An 18,352-nucleotide genomic window follows, 5' to 3' on the forward strand; every position below is an offset into this window, starting at 1 on the left:
GTCTGTTATTATTTTGAAACTTAGATAAAATATTTATTTTAGATCATCCCCTAAAATTCCATAATGAGTCAATCCAGTCATCTTTTAAGTAACGATCAATTAATAGAAGTATTTAATCTAACCCATACCGCAACGGCAGTGCATGTTGGAGAAAACGCGGTTATACAGTCGGCAAATGATGCGATGCTCAGGATTTGGGGGAAAGATAGAAGTGTGATCGGAAAATCGCTTGAAGATGCTTTACCCGAATTAAAGGGACAGCCTTTTATCGATATGTTTAGAAAGGTATGGCTCGAAGGTCTTGTTCTTGCGGGAAAAGATACTGCTGCCAATATCATGATTGATGGTGAACTGAAAACTTTTTATTTTGATTTTGAGTATCGTGCTGTAAAAAACAGGGAAGGAAAAACCATCTGCATTCTGCATACTGCCATTGATGTAAGTGAACGTGTATTAAGACAGGAAGCTGTCGAAAGAGAACGTGAGAAAGCTGAAGCGTTACAGCGCGAGCAGGCCCTGAACGAAGAACTGGCCGCCACAGTGGAAGAACTGGCTGCAACCAATGAAGAGCTTGTAGCCACAAACGAAGAACTACAGGAAACACAGGAAACTTTACACGTTTTAAATAATGAACTCGAATTAAGGGTCGTGGAACGTTTTAACCAACTTTCGGAAAGTGAAAAACGTTTCAAAACCATGGCCGAAGGAACTGATATTTTTATTGCTGTGGGCGACGAAAATGGTAGCGCAATTTATTTCAACAAACCCTGGACTATATTAACAGGCCGCTCGATGAACGATCTACTTGCTTTTGGCTGGGTTGATCTGATCCATCCCGAAGACCGTGAGGGCTATTTAAATATTTACCTTTCGGCCCTGGCCGAAAAGAAATCTTTTACAGGCGAATTTAGAATCCTGACCAAAAAAGGTGATTACCGTTGGCTGCTTGCCACTGGTCCACCCCGTTTCCATGCCGACGGATCTTTTGCAGGTTACATTAGTTCCTGTATCGATATCACCGAAAGGAAATTGATCGAACTGGAACGGCTTAATTTAAATAAACTCATTGAAGCCAGTTCCGAATTTATCGCTTTGGCAGGGCTAGACCTGTCTATCCAATATTTGAATCCTGCAGCTTTAAAAAAATTAGGCTGGGCAAATATCATAAACAGAACTATTTTAGACTGTATTTTCCCTGCAGACAGACCGGCAGCCCAAAAGCTTTTACCGGGAATTTTGCAGCGTATCAATTTCAGACAGGAAATCCGTTTCTGGAATGAAAAAACGGGAAATCCGTTTTGGATTGAATGGAATGGCTTTGCCATTAAAAATGACGAAACGGATGAGGTAATTGCCATTGCTACAGTGAGCCCTGACATTACGGAGCGAAAACTTTACCAGGAAGAACTTCAGGATATTAATATGGAAATGGCGGCAGCAAATGAAGAGTTGGCCACAACCAATGAAGAGCTCGCCCAAACACACGAAGACCTGATCCAATACACCAAAAAGTTAGCCGATAGCGAAGAAAAGTTACGTCAGGCCATAGATACAGGCAGAATGGGTACCTGGAGCATCGACCCTAAAACATTAGAAATTACCATGTCGGGCTTTGTTAAAAATTTACTCGGCCTTCCATTGGATAAACCTGCAGCGATGGAGGATATCATGAGCGCGATCAACCCTGATTATCATGATATGCTAAATACCGCTTTAAGCAATGCTTTAACAAACCATTCATCAAGTGATACCGAATACCCTATAAATAATTTAGTAACCGGCGAAGAAAAATGGGTTAGGGCAACCGGACGTGTGTTCGAAGATCAGCATGGCAATGCAACCGAGTATTCAGGGCTTTTTATTGATATTACCGAACAAAAATTAGATGAGCTCCGTAAAAATGATTTCATCGGAATGGTGAGTCATGAATTAAAAACGCCTTTAACAGCCATCAATGGATTTGTTCAGGTGTTACAGCGTAAGGCTAAAAAGGATGAGGATAACTATGCCATTATTGCTTTAGACAAAGCGCATAGCCAGATCAGGAAAATGACCACCATGATTAATGGTTTTTTAAATGTATCCCGTTTGGAATCGGGCAAACTACTGATCGAAAAAAGCAACTTTAATCTGGATGAGCTACTGAAAGAAACCATTGAGGAAACTTATATTTCGCAATCTTCGCATCAGATTATATTAAACCCAACCTGTAATGTTGTCCTTAATGCCGATCGGGATAAGATTGGAAATGTAATTTCGAACCTCATCAGTAACGGCTTAAAATATTCGGATAATGGCACACGCCTCGAAGTAACCTGTAAATTGCATGATACACAGGTTGAAATTCAGATCAAAGATGAAGGCATAGGGATAAAACCTGATGATATTGAGAAACTTTTCGAACGGTATTACCGTGTTCAGGGCAATCATACCATTTCAGGCTTTGGTATCGGGCTTTATTTAAGTGCCGAAATTATAGAAAGGCATGGCGGCCGCATTTGGGCAGAAAGTGAAGAAGGTAAGGGTTCTGTATTTCATTTTACCTTGCCTTTAAGTTAGCACATTTTTACCGCAAGCGACTATAAAATCTCTAAGCCATCCAACAAGGCATCATCAACCAAATTAGGCAGCGTAATTTTTAAAGTACCCGTGCGTTCCATTTCGCGTTCAATGGCAAAACGGGCTTCCTTATTACGGGCCCAGCTCCTTCTGGCAATGCCATTGTTTACATCATAAAAAAGCATATTCTGCAATTTCTCTGCGGCTTGTTCGCTTCCATCCAGCACCATTCCAAAACCACCGTTTATGACCTCTCCCCAGCCAACGCCACCACCGTTGTGGATCGAAACCCAGGTTGCGCCCCTAAAGCTATCGCCTATTACATTATGAATCGCCATATCGGCCGTAAACCGGCTTCCATCATAAATATTGCTTGTCTCCCTAAATGGAGAATCCGTCCCACTTACATCATGGTGGTCCCGGCCCAAAATAACGGCAGCAGATAACCTGCCTGTTTTAATGGCATCATTAAAACGCAAAGCGATCTTCGCCCTGCCTTCTGCATCAGCATATAAAATTCTGGCCTTCGAGCCAACCACCAGTTTATTCTCTTTTGCTGCACTGATCCAGTTGATATTATCCTGTAACTGTTGTTGTATTTCTGATGGGGCAGTCAATTTAATTTCTTCCATCACCTCTTTAGCCATTCGATCGGTTAAATCGAGGTCTTTTTCACTGCCCGAAGCACATACCCACCTAAACGGACCAAAACCATAATCGAAACACAAGGGACCTAAAATATCTTCTACGTACGAAGGATATTTAAAATCTATTCCATTTGCCGCCATTACCTCAGCACCTGCCCTACTGCATTCCAACAAAAAGGCATTCCCATAGTCAAAGAAGTAGGTACCCTTGGCTGTATGTTTGTTAATGCTTGCAGCTTGTCTTTTTAACGAATTCCGGACATCAATTTTGAATTGATCAGCTGCATTCGCCATCAGGTCATTTGCCTCTTCAAAACTTAAACCTACAGGGTAATATCCACCAGAATATGGGTTATGAAGCGATGTCTGATCTGAACCTATCGCCACTTCAATATTTTCTGCATCAAGCCGCTCCCAAACGTCAACCACATTGCCAATATAGGCGAGGGATACCGCTTCTTTCGCTTCCTGAGCAAGCTTTATCCTTTTTACCAGTTCATCTAAATGATCAATCAGTTCATCAACCCAGCCTTGTTGATGTCTTTTTGTTGCAGCCTGTGGGTTAACCTCCGCGCAAACCGTGATGCAGCCAACAATATTACCAGCCTTGGTTTGTGCACCGCTCATACCACCTAATCCGGCCGTGAGAAAGATTTTACCTGCTACATTTTTTCCATAAAACCCTTTCTTACGAAAGGCGTTCATTAAAGTAATTGCCGTTCCATGCACAATGCCCTGGGGTCCAATGTACATGTACGAACCTGCTGTCATCTGCCCATACTGGGTTACCCCTAATGCATTAAATTTTTCAAGATCTTCTGGTGCAGAATAATTCGGTATCATCATGCCATTGGTAACTACTACACGGGGTGCGGCAGTACTTGATGGAAATAATCCCTGAGGGTGACCGCTATAAATATTCAGCGTTTGCTGATCGGTCATCGTAGCGAGGTATTGCATGGTTAACAGATATTGCGCCCAGTTCTGGAATACACTTCCATTTCCACCATAGGTGATCAGCTCTTCCGGATGCTGTGCGATTGCCGGGTCCAGATTGTTCTGAATCATCAGCATAATTGCCGCGGCATGTGGCGTACGGCAAGGATATTCGTTTATTGGTCTTGCATAAATGGCATAATCGGGTATAAAACGATACATATAAACATGTCCGTAATTTTCCAGTTCATTTAAAAATTCATATGCCAGTTCTTCGTGCCATGCTACCGGAAAATAACGCAACGCATTTTTGATGCTCAGTCTTTTCTCTTCAGTATTTAAAACCGCCCGCCTCACCGGAGCATGGCTTAATTGCGTATTTCTTGTTTTGGCCCCTGGTAATGTGGCGGGTATACCAGCCAATAGCTGTACTTTAAAATCCATATTGTGTAATTTTAAATTCCTAATTCAATGTCGATTCTGCTTGGCTTGCAACGGCTACAATTTTGCCTTTTTGTACCATTTCAATTGCATTTCCCATGCGATCATACATGATCTGATCTTCTTCAAAATGATCAATTTCGGTACGCACAAAATCATGGACCGCAGCCAATATCTTTCCAGGTTTTAAGGGATGATGATAATCAATGGCCTGTGCGGCACAAAACAGTTCGATACCCAGGATCTTCTCTACATTTTCAATCACCCGAAGCGCCTTACGTCCGCTAATGGAGCCCATGCTAACATGGTCTTCCTGACCAAGCGAAGTTGGGATACTATCGGCGCTGGCAGGGAAACAAAGTCCTTTATTTTCGCTGGCCAATGCGGCTGAGGTATATTGAACAATCATGAAGCCCGAGTTTAATCCCGTTTCTTTCATTAAAAGTTTAGGCACACCGGGGGTATTTCCTTCCAATGAAAGATAAATACGCCTATCACTGATGTTCCCGATTTCCGAAGCGGCTAAACAGGCATAATCGAGTGGTAAAGCCAGGGGTTGACCATGAAAATTACCACCGCTGATCGTTAAATCATCGCTAAATATTACGGGGTTATCCGTTACCGAATTCAGTTCGATTTCTAAAGCTTCTTTTAAGTGTAACCAGGCCGTTCTGGAAGCGCCATGAACCTGTGGAATACACCTTAGCGAATAAGGATCTTGTACTTTGGCGCAATCGGCATGTGATTTCATGATTTCTGAATCCTGCAGCAGCTTTCTTACTTGCCCTGCCACAGCAATATTTGCCAGGTAAGGCCTCAACTGATGAAGTTCCGCATGAAAAGGTTTTTCAGAGCCCTGCAGGCCTTCAATCATCATGGCAGCAATAATATTAGCAGAATCCAGCACATTTTCCAGGCGTTGCACCACTTTAACCGCATGGGCAGCAATAAACTGGGTACCGTTAATTAAGGCCAGGCCTTCCTTTGGTCCCAAATGCAAAGCCTCCAGTTGATATTCTGCTAAAAGCTGCGCTGTAGCAATGATTTCATTTTTATAATGCACTTTACCTAAACCAATTAAAGGTAAAAACAAATGCGATAAAGGGGCAAGATCGCCAGAAGCCCCAACAGAACCTTGTTTCGGCACCACTGGTATAGCACCAATTTCTAAAAACCAGATCATACGGTCGAGCGTTTCGATCTGAATACCAGAATAACCTTGCGCCAACGCTTGTAATTTTAACACCAGCATCAACTTCGCTATTTCGCTATCTATCGGCTCACCTACGCCAACTGCATGGCTTTTCAAAATATTCTCCTGTAATTTACGGGTATCAGCCGCCGAAATCATGGAGGTACATAATGGACCAAAACCGGTATTGATGCCATAAACAGCCTGACCAGAAACGGCAATCCGTTCTACCACTTCACTACTCGCTATCACTTTAGCACGTGTGTTTTCACTCAAAACGCCTTTAATTTCACCATTGCTGATGGCCAAAGCCAGTTTAGCGGTTAAATGATCTGTTCCGTAATTAAAAGTCTGTTGCTCGCTCATGTTAGAAAGGTTTTAAACAAAAATAAGCCCTATATTTGATACCTATAAATACCAATTACATCATCATGTAATAACCATGGGTTATCAAATCGAACTTAGGCATTTAAAGTATTTTCAGGTATTGGCGGAAGAACTAAAGTTCAGAAAGGCTGCCGATCGCCTTTTTATTTCCCAGCCGGGACTAAGCCGGCAGATTAAACAAATGGAGGAAATTTTTAACGCCCCGCTGTTCGACCGGACGAAGAAAAAGGTGGAACTTACCGAAGCAGGCCTGTACCTTAAAGATGAGGTAGATTTTCTCTTCAGCCATATCGAAAACATCAAAAAACAGATCAGCAATATTAATGAGGGCAAACAGGGTGAATTACGGATTGGGTTTTTAGGCTCGGCAGCACAAAAAATTGTACCTGAGGTTATTTTTAAACTGAACAAAGATTTCCCTGAAATCAGAACCAACCTGGATGAAATGCCCAATAGGTTACAGGTTGAGTTATTGGAAAAAGATATGCTCGATGTGGGTTTTGTAAGGATGCAACAGTTTAAACCAGGTATTTCTAAACACATGATCCATCAGGATACTTTTTCGCTGGTTCTGCCTAAAAGCCACCCCATGAAAAAGGCAAGTTTTGAAGCGGTAAAAAAACTGGGTAACGAACCTTTTATCTTTTTCTCGAGTGATGATAGTCCCTTTTATTACGACCTGATGATGAGCATTTGTGAAGATCATGGTTTCAAACCCAAAACCTACCACAAATCGGTGAATGCGCTCACCATTTACAAATTGGTAGAAGAAGGTTTGGGCATTGCTATTGTACCCACTGCCCTGCAATATGGCTATCAGGAAAACGTAAAGTTTGTGGAACTCACCCATATTCCGCAACGAACAGAGCTATATATGATCTGGAAAGAATCGAACCGGAACCCAGCTTTAAAGAATGTGATTAAACTGTTGTTGAAGGATAAGGTTTAGCCGATAAAAAACTTTAAGCTTAACGGGCTTATAACGTTGCAACGAATTTCTGTTAAAGATCTTCGTTTGCTTGAATAGGGTTGGGCCGTTTTAGTAAAACGTTTTCAAAAAACGCCCTCATAGATATAGAATAAAGTGTGGGGGCAGATGACGATAAGGGAAGAATATCCTTCAATAGCGAATCGAAATTTATATGATTTAAAATAGATAATCTTCGTAATTCGTTAATGTAAATCATTAATTCTCTCATGTCATCATTCAAATTTTGAATAGCAATTGCCATTAATATATTGAATACATATTTTTTTTTATCCTCCACCTGCGGTAAAAAATCCTTATTGGGTAAAAACACCATACCAAAGTTTTCATATTCAGTAAGCTTAGCAATTAGTAGCTTTCGCAGAGGTGCATCTCCTTTAAGGTATGTCTCTAGAATTGTGTGCCGAAGAGTTAGTACTCTTTCCTTTAACGTTTCATATTCCTTAGCGGGCAAAAAAAGAAAAAATGGGTAATTCTTTTTTAATATCCACTTTGTCAAATGAAGAAGCAGGCATTTTATTTAAAATTTCCCCAATCTTTTTGTCAATAACAGCAAGATCTTCATAAATATTTTTAGACATTGATTAACCGATTTTTTTTCTACCTTTTCCTTTCAGTAGTTTTTTAATCTATCTTGCTCATCACATTTTCATAATATCCTAGATTCGAGCAATAAAGTTTCTTCAGATAGCTCAATAGGAAGATAAAAAAAGCTGTTCAAATCACTTACTAATGATATTTCTTTCAACAGCCTACCTCCATTTGACACAAATAACTTAATTAAAGATATTATTTCAATTGGCATATATTGCCATCTTTCGTGATTAAAAGGAAGTGTAAGATCTGCTTTGCTATTGGATAAATGAAAAGCAGCAAGCTCTTCAATAGCATCGGAAAATTTTTGTTCGTCATTCGAGATAACACTTTCAATGGCTTCCTGATAGCACAAAATCGGTTTTATGCAATATTTTGAAATTATTGCTGCATGAGCTGAGAAATCTCTCAATTTTAGCATTTCGACTACCAAATAAAGTAAACTTCCACGGCCAAATTCTTGCACTGAATATTTCTCTAGTTTTTGTGCGTTTTCTTCAAGAAATCTTATTAATTGATTTGAAATTATTTCGATCTTATCTGGGAAATAACTTAATGTGAATAAAAGGGTCATACATAGATCTGTATGCAGTACCCCATCTATCTGTTTACTTTCCGAAAAAGCTCTAGCATTCACCAATACATCGTAGTAGTAAGCGTTAAGAAGCTCCGAAAAACTTATATTATTACTATTGTTTTCAAAGTCAATTATCGCTTTAGGGATCTTAAATCCATATGAGTATTGTTGTAAAATTCGGCTAAACTCATATTTTACAATTTTTTCCCTTCCAAAAACAACTGTCTTAAATTCAAAATCGGATTTACCCGTTTTGAGATATTCCAAATAAAAATCCTCTAAGAAATTTGCTTGTTCTTTTTCTGATTGATAAACTTTAATAAAAAACTCTTTAAGTTTCTGTTTATGACTATTTAATTTGTTATTCATTTAAGATCATTTATTTACAACTAACTCTTGCCTTTTGTGTACGGGAAATTTCATCCCAATCTGACGATAGTAAAGATTTTAATTTAAACTGTCCTTTCGCATTGCGCCCAACAAATACGTCAACGACACGCTTGTTACCAATATTATCTAATATATCATCTGCTTCAATTCTCGTTAAACCAAAATCATTAATATTTGGTTTTGTCAAAATATCTCTAATAAAAAAGTCTGAATCTAGCTGCCGAGCTGATAAATCTCCAACATTCCCAGAAATATTAGTCTTCACTTCAAAAATATCATATTTCCCATCATTTCTAATACCTACTAAATCAATACCATGGTTTGATGCATTCTGAACACTTATAACATCCTGATACTTTCCAGAATTCATCAGCGCATCCTTTACCTGCTTCTCGCCCCAATTCCCGAGATTTTGTTGCATGGTTTTGAGGCCCCAAACATCAATCCAGCTATTAACGTCAGAGACATAACCATATAAAGTGGGGTTTGCTCCCCATAAACCGATCGGATCCTGAGAGATATAATTTCCCTGCTCCGGGTCATAATACCTAAAGCGATTATAATACAGCCCCGTTTCTACATCTTCATATTGCCCTTGGTACCTAAATGGTATAAATTCCCGATCACCGCTAAGTTTACGGATTTTTCCATAAATATCAAGTTCGCAATCCCATACTTTTTTGCCTACATGATCATAAGCCTGTATAGGAGTACCCAAATAATCACTAATGATAGAATAATATTGGCCATTAACAATTTTGGCACTTGGGGTAAATTTATTTTGATCGTACACCCAGGTAATTAAGTCATTGCCAAACGGCTCCGTTTTATCATAGCTAAGCAATCCATCTTCGTTTACCACCAGATTAGGTCGCTCTTTTAATGGATAATTCCATTCGTGGAGCAGTAAATTACCATCCCACACATAACGGTATACTTTATCTTTAACAATTTTGGCTTTCCTCCTGCCTAAGGCATCGTATTCGAAACTGATGATTTCACCCTGTGGATTTTTAACGGCTTTCATCATGCCATTGGCTGCCCAGGCATAAGCCCAGTCCCCCTCTTTCCATTCAGGTAAATCCGGTTCAGCATCTGCCAGAATATCCACTGCTTCCGCTTTCGGAATATCGGGATTAGCCATTCCCCAGTTTAGCTTTTTACCAAATAAGCTATTATCTTCTGGTGCGGCCACTTCTTCTTTGGCCAGACCTATAATATTGCGCTTGCTTTTTTGAACCAGGTTACCTTTGGCATCATAACGGTAATACCATTGGTCATCTTTAAGCAGTTTGCCTCCTTTATCGTAACGCCTGTCACTGCGGTCTGCGGTTTTATATAAGTTTCCTATCTCGTCAGGATTTTTATAGATTACCTTGCCATCATCACTGTAACTTGCCGAAGCCAAACTGCCAAAAGTATCGTACCTGTAATTGATGCTTCCACCGGTAATGCTGTTTAAGCAGTTATTAAGTTTATCATTTGGCCCCCAGGCATATTGTTTAAAAGCAGTGATCGAACCATTGGCTTCTACCTTTTGACTAATTGGATGGCCTTCGTGATCGTAATCGAATGTTGCCCTAACCCCACCGCTTAAACTGCGGCTGGTTTCCTGTCCGTTTTTATTACGGCCAATCCTTGCTGTCCATTCTGCTGATCCGCCACTTTTTGCGGCAATACCATTCAGATAACCTGTTTCATCATAATCGTATTGAATATCGGCCCCTAGTGAACTTTTTAAACTGGTCAGGTTACCAAAAACATCATATTGATAATTGATCTGGTAGCCATCCTGTATTTCCTGGGTAACCATACCCAATGGATTTCGCTTAAAATTAACCGAAGAAAGTTCGTTCTCTGCGGCAATAAGCAACCCAAGTTTATTGTATTGGAAAGCTTCGTAGGTACCATCTTCGTAGCTGCTATACACCAAACGGCCGCTTAGGTCGTAATTGTGATAAACAGCCTTTCCATCAGCCTGTATGGTTTTAATGATCTGCCCATCCTGGTTGCGGATATATTGTTGCTCTTGCCCGTCGAAACCAATTTCTTTTACCACGTCATCGTTTGCATCCCTTAAAAAGAGGTATTCTTCACCTTTTTCGTTGGTAATGCCTTTCAAATTTTCCCATTTATCGTAGGTAAAATGAAGGGTCTGGATATACTGACTGGATGTTTGACTGCTTCTTTTTTGTGTTTTTAGGCTACCCATAGGCGTATAAGCCATATACCATTCTTCACGGCCATCGGTAGCGTAAACCGGAAGATCATAAGCGTCGTATTCAAAGCGCAAAGGCTCTTCACCAAAATCTTTTACCAGGGTAACACGGCCCATTTCATCCCGTTCCCAAATGGTAGTTTGATCACCGTCGGGGCTAAAACGGATCAAACGACCGTAATCATCGTAAGTCCAACGGCGAATATTGCCTTCGCTCGAAACCGATTCGATCAGCTGGTTTAAACTGTTATAAGTCCAATGGATTTCATGCCCTTCATGATCACGGCAAAACACTGGTAATTTTTGCCCTTCGGTATAATAAAAATCGACTACCCGATTGTCTTTTTGCACATGTTTAAGCAATTGGTTCTGCTCATTATACAGCCAGGTTTCATTCGACCCAGCCGGATCACTCCTTAAAATCAGGTTATTGTTTTCATCGTAGGCATACTGGTATTGCTCGCCATCCGGGGTATGGTAAGTGGTAATGTTGCCCCGATTGTCGTACTCGTAACCGATTACTTTACCTTCAGGACTGGAAACCATTTTCTCTTCGTTGTAGCGATCGTGTTCATACCAGGTTTCGCCGCCCAAAGCATCTACTTTTTTGTAAACCAGGTCGTTTTCATCATAATAATAACGTTCTATTTTACCATCGCGATAGTATACCTCATTATATCCTTGCTCCGGGAAATAGCTTATCGAGCCACTCATGAAACCATCTCGGCCTTCCGTATGGATTACACGTCCTTCCGCATCATAAGCCCAGAAATAAGCCATACCGTTTCGGTTGGTCCTTTTCACTACACGGTTGTGGTCATCGTACTCGAAACTAATGGCTTTACCTGCCTGATCGTATACCTTGATCATATTGCCCAGCTGGTCGTAATCGTAACTCACCAGCAGATCGCTGGCATTTTTATAGTGATAGTAGACTGCTTTAATGGCCGTACTTGCTTCGTTATGCTGCATTTCGAGCACACGTCCCGAATTTTCTACAATGCGGGATAAAAGTTGTCTTTTATAATAAAATGTAAGGCTGGTACCGTTGGTGTATTCGATCTGATTAATGCGGTAGATATCACCATCTTGCCCGCCACTAAAAAGTGTATAAGTATAAATATCCTGATCAATGGTAAGCACCCAGGTATTTTCATCAGGCCTTTCCATCCAAACTTTCTGCGCACGGTCGTATTGCTTACCTGAATATGGCTCAATATAAGGCAAAGGCATCACCATATTTTCAGTAGGATGACTAAAACCCACAATTCCAGCTTCAGGATCAGGGTAAATGTAAAGGTCGTAATTGTTATAAACCTGATTGCCCAACATGCCCGCATAAGGTTTATCACTGCGCCAAACATTGTTCCAGGCCAGTGTTTGCCCACCCGGTAGTTCGAAATCTGTCCACTCGAAAAACATGGCACCTGAAACGAAATTAACAGGTTCTAAACCCCAATGGCAAAGCTTTTTGGATATGGGATTATTTTTAAACAAGCCTCTGAGTACTTTATTTACACCCTTTAAAGCCGCCTTAGATAGCGCACTTCCCAATTTGCTAAGCCCCCGCATAATACCTATGGCAGCAAAGCGCATTAAATATTCTTTCAGTGTATAATTGTGCGGAGCAAAAGTACCCCCGACCAGTACAGGTTTACCAGTATTAATCTGCACGTACATGCTTAATAAATCGCTATAAAATGCGAAGTATGCCAAAGGATTTTTCTTTAATTTCCCTGGTACGGTAGGTAAGGGCTTTAAGCCCATAGGCGGGCACCAGCAGGTAAGCACCTGCCCGGGATTAGAACCACTCATTTCCGATCCCTGCCCTTTTACCGTAGTAGAGCCCCAATACACTTCGCCCTCATGCGGCGAACCGGGTATGTTCACAATAAAATAGACCGGTATGGAAGTGATGTGCCTGAAAGGCAATAAAACCCCCATTACGCTGGTGGTGGTTGTAGCCTTATGCCTGCCATGCACAAAAATAGAACCACCCATCGGGATGCTGGCCGCACCGATTAAACCCTGCGCAAATTTTGGAATAGGAATGTTAAAACGCAGATAATCCATCGGATCGAACACCATGCCAATGAACGGATGAGGTAAGGGCAAAGGTATAAAACCGAAAGACGGCGGAATGGGAATGGTTGTCCAGTGAAAATCGATCGCCAATACCACATCAAAATGTTTACTTACATGCTGTACCGCCGTATTGGCCATCGCAGGTTTTTTGGCTTTTAAAAGCTTTAACGTACTCTTTGCCGCAGGTGGATTGCTTCCCAGGGCAACAGCTCCGCCACCGCCGCCACCAACAGCTTTTGGTTCGGCTTTGGTTAAGCTTGCAGATAGGCTGATTGACCTATCGATAGACATATTCGGTTTACTTGCTTTTACTTTTTTCATCCGTATAGTTTTTTTAAGGCAATGTTATTTTCAATTATTGCCAATCATCTTACGACAATGGATTGGCATGGTTTGCAGGCACTTCTGCCATCGATTTCCAGTCTTCTCCATAATCCTGTCTCATCTCCAAATCCAGTTTTTTACCTTCAGGGCTCTCTTCGCCATATTTTTTTAACATGATCGATGCGGTGTAAGCCATCGAACTTTGCCGCCGTTTTTCTATCGGCATTTTCTTTGCAATTTCCAGGCACCTAACATAATAAGTCATTGCTTTTGCCGAGCCTGTTATTTTGCTTTCCGAAAGTTGGCCAAGCAAACGGGTACATTCCATGGCGATAAAATCATTTTCAATTATTTTGGCAATCTGAATTGCTTTTTCAAAATATTTTTTGGCTTCATCCTTACCCGCATGCGCCAATAAAAAACTGCCATAACTCATATGGATATGCGCACTTAGCTGTGAGTGCTCTCCGGCCCGGGCCAAAGCCATTTCGTATTGTTGGCGCGCTTCGTTTTTTTTGTTTTTTATCGCTAAACTCTGTGCCAGCATAATCCTGGCGGCAACAACAGCTTCCTGCAATCCCTGTTTCTGGGCAATGACAATTGCACGTTCCAAAACGGCATTCGCCTGCTCGTGTTTACCTTTGCTCAAATAATTACTGGCAATCAATATCTGTTGCTGGTAATCGGCTTCAGGATCATTTTTTTCGCGGTTGGTATGCGCCGCGGCATTCTGCATCAGCTGGCTTACATCTATATTGAGCTTAAATTCTGTTCCCTGTTTTAATTTTTTTAAGGTACGGTGTATGTGGTGCTCGGTGTAAACGAGTTTAATATTATCGTTATTTAATGTTTTAATGCAAGTACAACACTCGTTAATCCATTCAGAAAGACCAGCAACATCATCGATAGCTGTTGGTGCCAGCTGAATATATATTTTCTTAAAGTTCAATTCAGGATAAAGCTTGCAAAGCCTTACCAAGGCCACAATAGGCACATATGCATCGGTCTTATAATCGTTTGCGTATTCACCTGACTCAATATCCCAAACAATGCCTTTGCCGGTGTCCTTCTGCCATAAATCAAAGATCTCTTTCCATTCCTTCACTAAACTTTTGCCATAATCGTTTTTGTTGTTAAAACCCTGATGATGGAGCAGGAACATGTCGTCGGTCCGGCTTTCTTCTGTTAACTGATATTTAAAATAAGCCTCGAATAAGTTTACCTCATGCCGCTCACCTAAACAGAGAAACAGGGTTTCTGATGGATGTTGTCTTACTACTTGTTGCCATTGTTTATCTATTTTAAATAGTTCGAGTTGTATCGGATTCATTGGAGCTTAAGTCGGCATTAGTTTAGGTTAATCGTTCCACTACTGATATTCGTTTCGCTTTCGCCACCTACGTTAATCTTTTTCGAAGCTAGGTTAGCCTCGGTTTCGCCACTCATCGAAAGTGTTTTGGTACCGATATCCAGGGTTTGCGCTTCGATACCGATACCAGAGGTTGGCGTACCGTCTTCGGGGCCAACACCTATACCAATACTTACAGAAGCTGAATTCCCAATGTTTTCGCCCAATGTTAAAATATCCTTCCCCTTGATGATAATCTTGCCTGTTTTATCCATAAAAATGCTGCTCTCCCCACATTTAATCAGGATCGATTCTTTGGTTTCAAAAACAGCCTTACCGGCTCCGTCCAATTCGATAAAATTGCTGTCTTTATCGCGCATAATCATACCTGCACCGTCATCCATGGTTAAAGTATGCCCACTTTTAGAAGTTAAACTTTTGCTGTTATTGCTGGCGCTGCCTCCGCTCCCACTTTTACCATGAAATACTGATCCTAATACAATCGGACGGGCAATATTCCCTTCTTCAAAAGTTAAAGCTACCTGATCGCCGATTTCCGGAATAAATACAAAACCCCTGTTTTTGCTAACCTTATCACTGCTTCCGGCATCTGGTGTAATTACCCGCAGCCACTCCGTTACATCGTTGGTTTTACATTCCCATTTAAATTTCACCTTAATGCGTCCCTGCCCTTGCGGGTCGGCATTATCAATCACATCTGCGAGTTGCATATCAGGGTTTGGCTTAGCATAGCTTTTTACCGAAAGCCGCTCTGTTGTAGCTACTACACCCTCGAAGGTATTGTAATATTTACCTGTACCATCAATGTCGTGGTTAATGCTCGTGATGAGGAATTTGCCAAGGCTTTCGGTAGAAAAAGATAGCTCTTTCCGCACACTCATCGTAATTTCTGCAATACTGCCTATACCTAAAGCAGCATTATCGCCACTGGCATTTACTTTTAACAGGTTACTGATATGTGCCTTTTCTTCATTCTGCACATGGCTTTTAATATCATTGTTATTGTCTACACGGATAAGCGCGGGCTGGTTAAAGGTTTTGCTGTACATGGCATTAGATACCTGTATGGCATGCGCCAGGTCTGGCGATCCATCACTTGCACCGCTGCTTTCGCTCTGCAGCATTTCATCCTGTTTGGGATTGTAGGCAAAACGTTTGTTTTTGATCGGCGCAATCTCCATGGCATACTGCAGGTTTTGTACATCGCGACCATAAATCAAGGCCACTTCTTTCTGATCATCGGGTTTGCCAAAATTCAGTTGTTTGCCATCATAATAAAACCATTCGTGGTATTCGCCCGAAAGCCTGTTCAGAAAATCGAAATCACTCTCCCTGTATTGGATCAGATAATCAATGGGCTCCTTTCTGGCTGCGTTGGCTACAATTTTAATGTCGTTTGAAGGTACATCCGAAGTAGCGAGATTTACAATGCTATTGAGATCTTTATCCAGATAAGAACCTAAATCCGGTCCGCGGTCGATCAGAATAGTAGGACTATAACCACTCACAATCAATACCCCGTGATAACCATGGCTTTGCGCCAGTTCTACTTTAGTTACGAGGCCGGCAAATTCCTGTAGACTACCAGAATCGTAGCCAAAGGAAGCGGTAAGGGTTTTACCCACAAAATCGCGACTATCATTTAAACTGATCATTCCAGGAGAGCCCATTTGATCGTGATTAAACCGCAGCTCGAAATAATGATGTGCATTAAAGGCCTGTTTTAAGCTAAAAGAAGCAAAATGTGTAATGGCCTTATCTTCTATGTTAATTTCGGTGATTAATTTCTTTTCCATATCAACTAAATAATAGTTTATGACTACTTGAACATTCCATCGTGATAGGTTAAAACGTTCCTTTTTCCAGTGAGCACAGCTCCATCCTTTGTTTCGTTAACCCCGGGATAACTGATGGTTTTACTGTCTGGATTATATGTTATTGCCAACCGGGCAATCAGCTTTTCCCTATCATCGTCTTCTTTAAGCGTTGCAGATGCGAATAGCTGTGTTTTAATTGCTTTGCCCGTTTTGAACAAAGGTTTATTGATGCTAAATTTTGCATGGTCGATTACCAAAGTGTGGCATACACTATAAGGTTCGGTGCCACTCATTTGCCCATACCCTGTAAGAAGATATGTTTTTTGAGGCAATGTATTTAAAGTATAAATGTGTTCAAAAAACGGAGTAGGACTGCCTTCATCGTCTTTATCCTCATAAAGGCTATTAAACGAAAGGGCCGTTGCCACATCATTTTCATCCTTATACTGCACAATATTTTGCACATGCCACATCGAACCCGAATAGGGTGAAAGCCAATAAAACACCCTAAGTTTGCCATCATCGGCAGTTAATACCTTAATTTCATATTTTTTCAGATTGGCAAAATCGGTTTCAAAAGACCCTGGTAGCTTTAATGCTTCAACAAATGCTTTGATAAATATTTCTTCGGCTTCAGTGTTCCCATCATTCCGGTAATTTTCTCCGGAAGCCACCATATTAGCGGCCAAATTTTCGAGCGAATCGGTTTTGGCAGGAACCGAATCTACTTTTCGTTTTACAACAGTATCGGCACTGGTTTTTCCAGGCTGCTGCTTATCATGCTTTGCTTCGCAAGAAAAGAGCAAAAACACCAGAGACAAGTATAAAAAGAGTGTTGCTTTCATTATTGTCTTGGTATATTGATTAATCCTCTGTTTTCCATTGCCTTTAAAATAACGGCCGTTCCAATCTGCTTGTTTACATAATCGAGACTAAAAAAATGATCTCTTGGGAAACCTCCTTTAGTATACAGATTGGAACCGCCCCATAAGTAAGGCGAATTGATATTGTTGTTCTGATAAGCTTTTGCAATCCCATTATATTGCTCTAAACGCAATAAAACTTTCGGCAGCGACCAAACGGTTTCCTTATCCAGACCACGTAGTTTTAGGGCATCAACTGCGCTTTCTTCAAAAGTAAACGGTGGCCCATGGTTTATTTTAGGCCGGTTAGCAGGATGCTGTCTGGTAAAACCACTTAAGGGATCGCCGTTATGCAGATGTTTAGTAAAATCAGAACCGCTTTCCCTATAGTGTACACAGGCAATAAAGTACCATGGGATGCCTGTATTTTCTGAAAAAATACTGTTGTTTACAAAGGTTCTGCTAAAAAAACTATTGCCAATTTTAGGATTCCTTTTGAGGAACAGATCATCAGGTTCAGTTACAAAACAGGTACTGCGATAGGTATATTTGTTTAAGTTTAATAGTTTATTCCTTACTGCCTGATATCTTGATTTATTAGTTATGATTTTATCATCAATAATCCGGTTGATCTCAACAGATTTCAACGGCGCTATTGTGCAGGAATTAAACAGCTTAATGTATTCTAAGTCGGTAGCCATAGTTAGCTCTTTATATCACACCTCTAAAGCCAAAAAAACCGTTATTAGGCCAGAAATCAGCAGCTAATAACGGTTTAAATGGATTAAGCCTTAGGCCAATCGTTTTCGTGTTCTGCATTGCCCAGCTTTAACTTACGGGCAGAAACTACAAAACTTAAAGTCATCGGTGTATTGTCGTTTACCGCAATACCCTCGTTATACTGGATGATGTAACCATCTTCGAATGACAGTTCCTTCATTTTTGAATCTTCTTCGCCTTTTTTG

Annotated in this window: 13 protein-coding genes; 2 read left to right on the forward strand and 11 right to left on the reverse strand. The window is 40.8% G+C overall.

The features are described 5' to 3' along the window. The first annotated feature begins 63 nt into the window (after nt 1-63). Nucleotides 64-2,559, forward strand: a complete 2,496-nt coding sequence (locus tag AC04Q1_RS25800; protein WP_478367415.1) for a PAS domain S-box protein — start codon at nt 64-66, stop codon at nt 2,557-2,559. A 20-nt stretch (nt 2,560-2,579) separates the two neighbouring features. On the opposite strand, the gene AC04Q1_RS25805 is transcribed toward AC04Q1_RS25800, so the two are convergent. Beyond that, nucleotides 2,580-4,586: a urocanate hydratase gene (locus AC04Q1_RS25805; RefSeq protein WP_478367416.1), complete on the reverse strand. Its 2,007-nt coding sequence runs from the start codon at nt 4,584-4,586 to the stop codon at nt 2,580-2,582. 19 nt (nt 4,587-4,605) lie between these two features. Further along, complete coding sequence (gene hutH, locus AC04Q1_RS25810; RefSeq protein WP_478367417.1) at nt 4,606-6,141, reverse strand: histidine ammonia-lyase; 1,536 nt, start codon at nt 6,139-6,141, stop codon at nt 4,606-4,608. Nucleotides 6,142-6,217: 76 nt separating this feature from the next. Between hutH and AC04Q1_RS25815 the strand changes: the two genes are divergently transcribed. Continuing rightward, nucleotides 6,218-7,111: a LysR family transcriptional regulator gene (locus AC04Q1_RS25815; protein WP_478367418.1), complete on the forward strand. Its 894-nt coding sequence runs from the start codon at nt 6,218-6,220 to the stop codon at nt 7,109-7,111. Between the two features lie 52 nt (nt 7,112-7,163). Here AC04Q1_RS25815 and AC04Q1_RS25820 read toward each other — a convergent pair whose 3' ends face one another. The 9 genes from AC04Q1_RS25820 to tssD form a co-directional block, all read right to left on the reverse strand. Beyond that, nucleotides 7,164-7,604, reverse strand: coding sequence for a hypothetical protein (locus AC04Q1_RS25820; RefSeq protein ID WP_478367419.1), 441 nt, complete (start codon nt 7,602-7,604; stop codon nt 7,164-7,166). Further along, nucleotides 7,594-7,731 carry a hypothetical protein gene (locus tag AC04Q1_RS25825; RefSeq protein ID WP_478367420.1) on the reverse strand — a complete coding sequence of 46 codons (138 nt, stop codon included), beginning with the start codon at nt 7,729-7,731 and terminating at the stop codon, nt 7,594-7,596. The genes AC04Q1_RS25820 and AC04Q1_RS25825 overlap by 11 nt, the downstream gene beginning before the upstream one ends. 68 nt (nt 7,732-7,799) lie before the next feature. Beyond that, nucleotides 7,800-8,690, reverse strand: coding sequence for a hypothetical protein (locus AC04Q1_RS25830; RefSeq protein WP_478367421.1), 891 nt, complete (start codon nt 8,688-8,690; stop codon nt 7,800-7,802). Between the two features lie 10 nt (nt 8,691-8,700). After that, on the reverse strand, nt 8,701-13,335 hold the full coding sequence (locus AC04Q1_RS25835; RefSeq protein WP_478367422.1) for an RHS repeat-associated core domain-containing protein: 4,635 nt from the start codon (nt 13,333-13,335) through the stop codon (nt 8,701-8,703). A gap of 49 nt (nt 13,336-13,384) precedes the next feature. Further along, nucleotides 13,385-14,668: a tetratricopeptide repeat protein gene (locus AC04Q1_RS25840; RefSeq protein WP_478367423.1), complete on the reverse strand. Its 1,284-nt coding sequence runs from the start codon at nt 14,666-14,668 to the stop codon at nt 13,385-13,387. 17 nt (nt 14,669-14,685) lie between these two features. Beyond that, nucleotides 14,686-16,503, reverse strand: a complete 1,818-nt coding sequence (locus AC04Q1_RS25845) for a type VI secretion system Vgr family protein (protein WP_478367424.1) — start codon at nt 16,501-16,503, stop codon at nt 14,686-14,688. A gap of 23 nt (nt 16,504-16,526) precedes the next feature. Next, a complete protein-coding gene (locus AC04Q1_RS25850; protein ID WP_478367425.1) occupies nt 16,527-17,369 on the reverse strand; it encodes a hypothetical protein in 843 nt (280 codons plus the stop codon). Further along, nucleotides 17,369-18,088 carry a hypothetical protein gene (locus tag AC04Q1_RS25855; RefSeq protein ID WP_478367426.1) on the reverse strand — a complete coding sequence of 240 codons (720 nt, stop codon included), beginning with the start codon at nt 18,086-18,088 and terminating at the stop codon, nt 17,369-17,371. The genes AC04Q1_RS25850 and AC04Q1_RS25855 overlap by 1 nt, the downstream gene beginning before the upstream one ends. A gap of 83 nt (nt 18,089-18,171) precedes the next feature. Then, nucleotides 18,172-18,352, reverse strand: a 181-nt coding sequence (tssD, locus tag AC04Q1_RS25860) for a type VI secretion system tube protein TssD (protein ID WP_478367427.1), incomplete at its 5' end; no start/stop codon positions are given.

The organism is Pedobacter humicola, from assembly GCF_056490705.1.